The sequence below is a fragment of the Escherichia sp. MOD1-EC5950 genome, assembly GCF_002965345.1.
Taxonomy (GTDB): Bacteria; Pseudomonadota; Gammaproteobacteria; order Enterobacterales; family Enterobacteriaceae; genus Escherichia; species Escherichia marmotae.
In genome coordinates this window covers 1-7,616 of record NZ_PTSR01000053.1, presented here as the reverse complement: position 1 = coordinate 7,616, position 7,616 = coordinate 1, and the positions used below count along the sequence as shown (strand labels likewise).

Annotated in this window: 6 protein-coding genes and 4 pseudogenes; 3 read left to right on the top strand and 7 right to left on the bottom strand. The window is 48.1% G+C overall.

Annotated features, from left to right (window positions below; translation table 11 throughout):
* Positions 1-119: 119 nt before the first annotated feature.
* Together BEA93_RS23530 and BEA93_RS23525 are read left to right on the top strand one after the other, a co-directional pair.
* Positions 120-683: pseudogene (locus BEA93_RS23530) on the top strand (IS3 family transposase); the annotation flags it as partial.
* A 9-nt stretch (positions 684-692) separates the two neighbouring features.
* Positions 693-1,232 (top strand): annotated as a pseudogene (locus tag BEA93_RS23525) (Tn3 family transposase); the annotation flags it as partial.
* On the opposite strand, the pseudogene BEA93_RS23520 reads toward BEA93_RS23525, so the two are convergent.
* Positions 1,229-2,003 (bottom strand): annotated as a pseudogene (locus tag BEA93_RS23520) (DUF1281 domain-containing protein). The pseudogenes BEA93_RS23525 and BEA93_RS23520 overlap by 4 nt on opposite strands.
* A gap of 417 nt (positions 2,004-2,420) precedes the next feature.
* On the opposite strand from BEA93_RS23520, the gene BEA93_RS23510 reads away from it, so the two are divergent.
* Positions 2,421-2,600 (top strand): impC protein, encoded by a 180-nt coding sequence (locus BEA93_RS23510; protein ID WP_097469859.1) that lies wholly within the window; start codon positions 2,421-2,423, stop codon positions 2,598-2,600.
* Between the two features lie 83 nt (positions 2,601-2,683).
* On the opposite strand, the gene BEA93_RS23505 is transcribed toward BEA93_RS23510, so the two are convergent.
* From BEA93_RS23505 to BEA93_RS23475, 6 genes and pseudogenes are all read right to left on the bottom strand, one after another.
* Positions 2,684-3,076: a plasmid partitioning/stability family protein gene (locus BEA93_RS23505; RefSeq protein WP_000272016.1), complete on the bottom strand. Its 393-nt coding sequence runs from the start codon at positions 3,074-3,076 to the stop codon at positions 2,684-2,686.
* 3 nt (positions 3,077-3,079) lie between these two features.
* Positions 3,080-4,054 carry a plasmid segregation protein ParM domain-containing protein gene (gene parM, locus BEA93_RS23500; protein WP_059259685.1) on the bottom strand — a complete coding sequence of 325 codons (975 nt, stop codon included), beginning with the start codon at positions 4,052-4,054 and terminating at the stop codon, positions 3,080-3,082.
* A gap of 237 nt (positions 4,055-4,291) precedes the next feature.
* Positions 4,292-4,666, bottom strand: coding sequence for a hypothetical protein (locus tag BEA93_RS25400; RefSeq protein ID WP_000752649.1), 375 nt, complete (start codon positions 4,664-4,666; stop codon positions 4,292-4,294).
* Complete coding sequence (locus BEA93_RS23490) at positions 4,666-5,298, bottom strand: ParA family protein (protein WP_000312330.1); 633 nt, start codon at positions 5,296-5,298, stop codon at positions 4,666-4,668. Before BEA93_RS23490 ends, BEA93_RS25400 begins: the two co-directional genes overlap by 1 nt.
* Positions 5,299-6,145: 847 nt before the next feature.
* On the bottom strand, positions 6,146-6,901 hold the full coding sequence (gene repE, locus BEA93_RS23480) for a replication initiation protein RepE (RefSeq protein ID WP_000807692.1): 756 nt from the start codon (positions 6,899-6,901) through the stop codon (positions 6,146-6,148).
* A gap of 556 nt (positions 6,902-7,457) precedes the next feature.
* Positions 7,458-7,616, bottom strand: a pseudogene (locus tag BEA93_RS23475) (tyrosine-type recombinase/integrase); the annotation flags it as partial.

Here is a 7,616-nt window from a genome sequence, read left to right as displayed (position 1 = left end):
TATCAATCAATGCAGTCCATTTAATTGACGGCGGTGCACTCATGGCACGCAGGCAGTGTTGAATAAACATCCGTTTTGGGGTGTTTTTTAATCTTTTTAGGGTTTAAATTCCTATCGATGAACATGTCGCTATCCCGAATCACCTTGGGCGGCAGTTCGCAGTGACAGAGCCAAATCAGGTATGGTGCGGCGACGTGACGTACATCTGGACGGGGAAACGTTGGGCATACCTTGCCGTTGTTCTCGACCTGTTTGCAAGGAAACCGGTAGGTTGGGCAATGTCGTTCTCTCCGGACAGCAGACTGACCATCAAAGCGCTGAAAATGGCCTGGGAAATCCGCAGTAAACCAGCCGGGGTAATGTTCCACAGCGATCAGGGCAGCCACTATACAAGCAGGCAGTTCCGGTAGTTACTGTGGCGTTACCAGATCAAACAGAGTCTGAGTCGACGAGGAAATTGCTGGGATAACAGCCCGATGGAGCGCTTCTTCAGGAGCCTGAAAAACGAGTGGATACCGGTGACGGGTTACATGAACTTCAGCGATGCTGCCCATGAAATAACGGACTATATCGTTGGGTATTACAACGCGCTCAGGCCGCACGAATATAACGGTGGGTTGCCACCAAATGAATCGGAAAACCGATACTGGAAAAACTCTAAAGCGGTGGCCAGTTTTTGTTGACCACTACAGGATGAGATGATGCGAACCGCTGGTTCGCTGAAGTTGGGTACAATTCATGCGTCAGAACTCATTCGCTCTTTACTGAAAAGCTCGCGCCCATCAGGACTGGCACAGGCAATTATGGAAGTAGGGCGTGTAAACAAAACGCTATATCTCCTCAATTATATTGATGATGAAGATTATCGTCGGCGGATCCTGACGCAGCTCAATCGAGGAGAAGGCCGCCACGCTGTGGCTCGTGCGATTTGTTACGGACAACGCGGAGAGATCAGAAAGCGTTATCGTGAAGGGCAGGAAGATCAACTGGGGGCTCTGGGCCTGGTTACTAATGCAGTGGTTCTGTGGAACACGCTCTATATGCAGGAAGTGTTGAGCTGGATGCGCCGTAATGGAGAAGAAATTATAGATGAAGATATCGCTCGGCTATCTCCCCTGATGCACGGGCATATCAATATGTTGGGCCATTATACATTCACACTGCCAGAGGATATTTTAAAAGGAGAGCTGAGAGCTCTAAATTTAAATATAAACAACGAATTATCTCCTTAACGTACGTTTTCGTTCCATTGGCCCTCAAACCCCGCATACCAGTGCTCCAGTGTGCAGCTGAAACGGCGGCTTAATTCTGCAATAACGTCGCTTTCCGGCTGACACCACGGCGTGTCGAAATCGACCTGAATGAAGTTTTCTCCCTGACTGCTGATATTCAGCTCATACCCACAAAGCCACTTCACGCCATACTGTTCCGTATACCAGTGATATGCAGAAGGAACACCATTCAGAACACCACCGTTAAAGCCATTCACTTCAACATCCAGGCGGGTCGGCAGAACCGTCAGCAGGTCAAACGGTATGTTTTTTTTCCGACAGTACGTTGTCACACAGACGGTTCCACCACACCGATACATCCTCGTTACCCCAGAAGTCACACCAGTCATCTCTTTTTGCGGTGAAATACACGGTAATGGTATCCCTGGTATCATCCGGTAATCCTTTCCAGCGACGCCGGCCAATACCGCTCTGCAGCCAGAGTTCATGCAGCATCAGGCAGTTTTGTTCATCCAGCAGTACACCGTCCTGCAGGTGTGTCAGCCAGCGGGTGAACGCGATATTTTCCGGCGATAAAACGCCACGTCCGGCCGCCGTCAGTCCGGGGCATGGTTCAAACCTGATGTCTTCAATGGTCTGCAGAAGTCCGGCACTTCCGGCCAGAAACAGCTGAATACCTTCATTTGTGGCGCGGCGATAAAACGGTGTGACTGCACCACTGGCCAGTCGTTTAATCGCAGCAATCTGTGCCGGTTTGGCAGAAAAATACATTCGGTTGGCGCACCAGTTTGGCATGGGAATTCTCCTCTTACATGCGGCCTCCATCAGGCCGTGCCGCACCTGTAACCGGGCGACCGCATACGAATGCAGGTGCGGCCCCGAAGCCGCAGCGCGTGGAGGAGGAACGACGAAACGTGACCGGGTGAGGAGGCCGGCGACAGCGACACACTTGCATCGGATGCAGCCCGGTTAACGTGCCGGCACGGCATGGGTAACCAGGTATTTTGTCCACAGAACCGTGCGCAAAATGCTGTGGATAAGCTGGACACAGCACTCCACAGCAGGCATACAGCCACACACTCAGAGAATTGAACATTTTTTAGTCACAATAATGGCATTTGACTGTGTGTGGATTCAATTATTAGAAAACTGTATATGCATACAGAGAAAGAAAAGGGAGATGAGAACATGCTCCGCATTGAAATTCTTTTCGACCGCCAGAGCACAAAAAACCTCAAATCAGGCACACTTCAGGCGCTACAGAATGAAATCGAACAACGTCTGAAACCACACTACCCGGAAATCTGGCTGCATATGTGGGAATCCCCGTCCTTCAGAGCGGGGAGCTGTCAACCAGCACTCCATTGACTCAAATGGCGGGAAACGCGGAAATCTAAAAATTAAGCCGCACACCCCGCGAAATTTTGCAGGTTTCATGGAGCGAGACTTTTTTAGATCAGGTTTTGCATCTTCACCCTAGCCGCTTTCAGACGGGCCTGTTCACCGTCATCCTGAGAGTATTCTGGTGAAACTGTACTCTGAAGCCCTCCCAACGCCTTCAGTACCTCTTTTAAATCACCGGAGGAGGGTTTCCAGCCTGTTATTCTGGCAATCTGACTAATGACCTCATCCGCATTCAGTTCTCTGGTGAATAGCGCGGTTAACACGGCGGGAATTCGCTCATCAAGCTGATGCATTATCAGGCCGGTTATCAAAGCCTGCCGATATAACTCCCCCCGTTTTTTCCGGGGAACAGTTTCGATTTCAGCCAGTGCAAGACAATCGGCAGAGTCCTCCGGGTGAAGGTAGAGTGAAAGTTTTTTCCTTTCTTCGCCGTCGTACATCGATTACTCTTCCGCTTTGAAGCGTGCAATAGCCTGGACCAGCGCTGTCTGAGGTTCATCCATAAGGACCACCTTTTCGCCAAGGTGGTTCCATGCCTTACGAACAGCATCAGCAATGAGTGCTGCCCCGCCACCGACAATATATACGCGGTTTACGTTTCGATACTGCAGCAAATCATCAACAACTAGCTCGCCCAGTTTATTTATCGCTGTATCAATGGTATCCAGCACCAGATTTAGTTTAGAGACCTCATTTACAACCTGCCCCACAAAATCCAGGTTCTTCCTGTTTTTGATCAACTCGTCAGCAATCATTGAACTGGTATCACTGCTGGCCATTTTCAGTGCAGTTAGCGTGGCTTTCGTGACCATTGATACACCAATATCAGGATTACCATGTACTGCCGAAACATCCTCAAACTGGCCAACAATAACCCCGACATCCAGAGTTGTACCACCGAGATCGATAACCAATGATTTTTCGTACTGACCAACATTGTCAGCAACTAGGCGAGTAAATACAGCCGGGAGTGATTCAGGCATCACTTCAACGCTTTTAATGGTAAAAGTTCCCCCTTTGTTCAGGGTGACTTCCCGCATCAGGTTGCGAATTTTTCTCTCAATGTTAAGCGTATTTTTCTGGCAGTCAGCCGTGTAAAACTCGCTGATAGGTAACGTAACGGTGAGATCGATCTCCTGGGGTTCAATTCCACTGTTCAGTAATGCGTGGTGAACTGCCAACACATTTGTATCAGAGTACTGATACTCAATATGAGTCGTGCTGATCGCATCTTCGCTGACCGGGTCGTAGGTATATTTACGGCCATCAAGCAGATAGTTATAGGTACGACTGCTGCCTAAGCCCTCGACTTTCCAGTTATGGCGAAAAGAGTTTACTGATACCGCACTTTTCAGCGTCTTGCCTTCAAACCAGGCAAGTTTCACATTTGTAGAACCATCATCGCAAAAAATTTTCATACCATCTCCATTTATACTCAATTTGAGTGTTCATCTTCGCCCAATAACTACTCACATTAAGTAAATACGTTCATAAACCACAGGTAAGTACTCAAACTGCGTACTTCACGGGGGCAGTTAACTACTCAATTTGAGCATTATATCATTTATCTTGCAGCAATCTAGCATTTATCTAGCATAAATCTTGCTGCAAGATTGCACACAAAAAAGAATGCAGCAAGATTGCTGCATCCCGGATTAATAGCCCTGTTTTTCCTTATATGCCTCAACTGCTTTTTCCAGAACTTCCACCAGTTTCAACCCCTCACGCTCTGCGATATCCCGGATCTCTTGGTCGAAAGCAGGTGTGACACGTGTTGCAAATGCCAGCGTCCTGTTTGTCTTTCTGGCAGAACGGCCATCGCGGCGGGTATATACCTCGGTCACTGTTTGCGTAACCACAGGCTCATGGTGCACTGGCGATGAGTCTGCCTGTTGTCTCTGAACATCAGTGGCAGCGACAGCCGGAGCTATTTCAGGCGCATTCAGGCTGGTAGCCACTTCGTCGGGGCCCGGGGGTACCCCCAGCCCACCACGGGTCCTTTTAGTTTTAAGTTTTGATGCATCAGCCATTACTCTTCTCCAATCTTATCGATGAGTGCTTGGATAAGTTCATCAGCTCTCTCGTTTAAACCTTTATAACGTGTTTCTGTCACTGCGAGTCCTGAATTCATCGCTTTTCTGTATGCTGGCTTCTCAAAAAGGCATCCAGATAAAGTTTCATAACCTGCTTCACTGATATATGCACGAGCATCCAGCTCTTCCGCTTCGGTACCTACCCGGCTTAAAGCAAAGACCAGTTTTGAACGTGGTACACCTTCTTTTACCAGCGCGTTGAAAACTTTAATGGCCGGGACAAGATCGTCAAGGGAGGCCCCCGTTGGCTGGACGATAAGGTCGGCGACCTTAGCAATTTCTGAAGTCCCTTTGCTTGCACGAGCTGGGCCATCAAGAATCAGAAGGTCAAAATCGCCGGCAGATTCTATCGCCTGCTTTGCTGTTGAAAACACTTCAACTGAAGCAACCGGTGGCAAACCAGCTGACAGACGTCGACGATGCCACTCAGCACTCGTTGCCTGTTCCAGGTCGAGATCAGCTAATTTTGTTTTGATGCCACAGGCAGATGCTTCACGCGCTAACGCTCTCGCTTTAGTGCTTTTGCCCACACCACCTTTCTGGGAAATAAAACCAACTATCCAGGCCATTTAGCCTCCTTTACTTGCTGCTATCTTGCAGCAAACATCAATATAAACCAGGTTGAGGTTAGGTAAAATAACTCTTCCAGAACAAGATATCAGCTTGCAGCAAGATTACAACAATCAAAAATCTAGCAGCAAGATTTAATCTTGCTATTCAGAAGAGTGCTGGAATTGACAGCCGAATACTTGTGTCACGTTAACAATAATAAAAGCTGCAAGCTTTATGCAATCTTGCAGCAACAATAAAAGAAAACTCATCCAGAATTGCATTGGCAGATGCAGCAAGATTGCCACAAGCATGCACACAGCAAAACATGAGCCGAGCGCTATGCTATACCACCAGAAAATGATTGTCTGGAAACTAAGTCACTATAAGTCCCGGCGTCTACAGACAGCATGATAGAAGCAATCTATTTTATTGCAGCTATCATGCTGAAAAGTTGCTGTTAGAATCAGGCAGCGCTCGCCGCAGCCATGTAACCGAGCGTAGCGAGCGAACTGGCGAGGAAGCGAAGAGGAATCGTTCCTGCAGATAGCTCTTACGCTCAACACAAGAATATTTTTCCATCCTCTGTGGGAAACAGGTCAACTTCGTGGGCGGCCTGATCTGCGGGAAACACCACAAGTATAGGCACACACGGATAGCCTGTTCAGGGCAACAAGTGTGACAATCTGCCCTCATGTATTGTGACAAATTGCCCTCAAACTTGGTTTCACTACCGGTTACAGCCAAAAAACTATGAGTAAGCGCAGGCTGCCAGGGATGGAACAGCAAAACTGTGACAAATCACCCTCAACCTGCCGGATCAAATGTGACGAACCACCCTAAAATCTGTGACAGATAACCCTCAAACTATTCTGTTGTCATCGAGGTAATATCACGGAAGGAAAATACGATATGAGTCGTCTGGCGGCCTTTCTTTTTCTCGATGTAAGAGAGGCGCATTGGTGTCCGGCTATTGATCTCATCAACACTTGCCTGCAGGAAACGCCGGCGAAAATCCGGCATACGTTGGTAACTTTGAGGTAGCTGGTAGCGCTCCATGATCCAGTCGATTTTCAGGGACACGACACCTGAGCCATCAGGTTTACGGTACTGACACAGGGATTCGTATAAACGCATGGCATACGGATTGGTAATCTCTTTTGTTTCACTGAGCCGGAACTGCGTAAACCGGTTTTGTAGCCCGATGAAAAAGGGAATGAGATATGGGTTTATATGTACACTGTAAATCCCTCTGGATGGACTGTGCGCACGTTTGATAAACCAAGGAAAGGATTCATACCCTTTTTCATCACCGGCATCCTCTTCAGGGCGATAGAAAACCACTTCCTTACCCGCAAAACCTTTTAAAGCCTGTCGAATATCCTTACTGGCTTCAGCGGAGGTTAGCCCGAATGTTTCAGCGTATTTAGCAACGTGAATTTCGCAGATGCCATCAGGTTCTTGCAGGGAACCGTCGGATTTTCTGATCTGGTCAACGAACAGATACAGCATACGCTTTTGATCCCTAGAAAGACTATATGCCGCCTCAGTCAGCTCATTTGACTGGACAATCCGCGGGCTATTTTTACGTTTTTTATGGTTTATAACCGCTATTTCCGCCATGACAGGCCCATGTGAAGTGTGACAGATTTTCAGATTGTCACACTTCATAAAACAGAGTCAACAGGGATGGATAACTTTGTGAAAAGCAACGCCATCTGAGGGCAATTTGTCACAGGGTTAAGGGTGATTTGTCACAGAAAGGACTGCTATTTGAGGGTGATTTGTCACACTGAAAGGGCGGTTTGTCACACTTCCCCCTCTGGAACCCGCATGGATAAAGGCCTGCGGGCATTCTAAAAATAAAGATCTAACAACTATAAAAAAGATCTTATAAAAATAACTAGGTGGATAAGTGGATAACCCCTAGGTAAGGAGATTTTTCAGGCATAGAGCGTAAGCGGAATATATAAGTACTGTTCCCTGGTGCTTCCTCGCTCACTCGGGGCTTCGCCCTGTCGCTCGGCTGCGGCGAGCACTGCTGGCTCGATCATATCCGTAACCAAAAGTACGCCGCACTGGGTAAAATGCGGCATATCCAGACATTTCACTAAGCAATTTGAATTCAGCAGACCTCATCGGCGAGCTGGACGTTCGCCAGCATCATTCTCCTAATTACTTAAATATTCCCTTTCAGCATGGCTACCGCATCCACTTCAGGCATCGCAAACTGCACCCGGTGCCGTGCAGCCACATCCAGTGCAAACACCTTCGTGTAGACCTCCGTTGAGCTGATGGACTTATGCCCCATCAGGCTCTGCAGGACCTTCAGCGGTAT

Bases quoted from the DNA above. Each gene is read 5' to 3' on its own strand.
- BEA93_RS23505 (WP_000272016.1), bottom strand. From the start codon at position 3,076: ATGTACGACGGCGAAGAAAGGAAAAAACTTTCACTCTACCTTCACCCG.
- repE (WP_000807692.1), bottom strand. From the start codon at position 6,901: ATGGCGGAAATAGCGGTTATAAACCATAAAAAACGTAAAAATAGCCCG.
- parM (WP_059259685.1), bottom strand. From the start codon at position 4,054: ATGAAAATTTTTTGCGATGATGGTTCTACAAATGTGAAACTTGCCTGG.
- BEA93_RS23490 (WP_000312330.1), bottom strand. From the start codon at position 5,298: ATGGCCTGGATAGTTGGTTTTATTTCCCAGAAAGGTGGTGTGGGCAAA.
- BEA93_RS25400 (WP_000752649.1), bottom strand. From the start codon at position 4,666: ATGGCTGATGCATCAAAACTTAAAACTAAAAGGACCCGTGGTGGGCTG.
- BEA93_RS23510 (WP_097469859.1), top strand. From the start codon at position 2,421: ATGCTCCGCATTGAAATTCTTTTCGACCGCCAGAGCACAAAAAACCTC.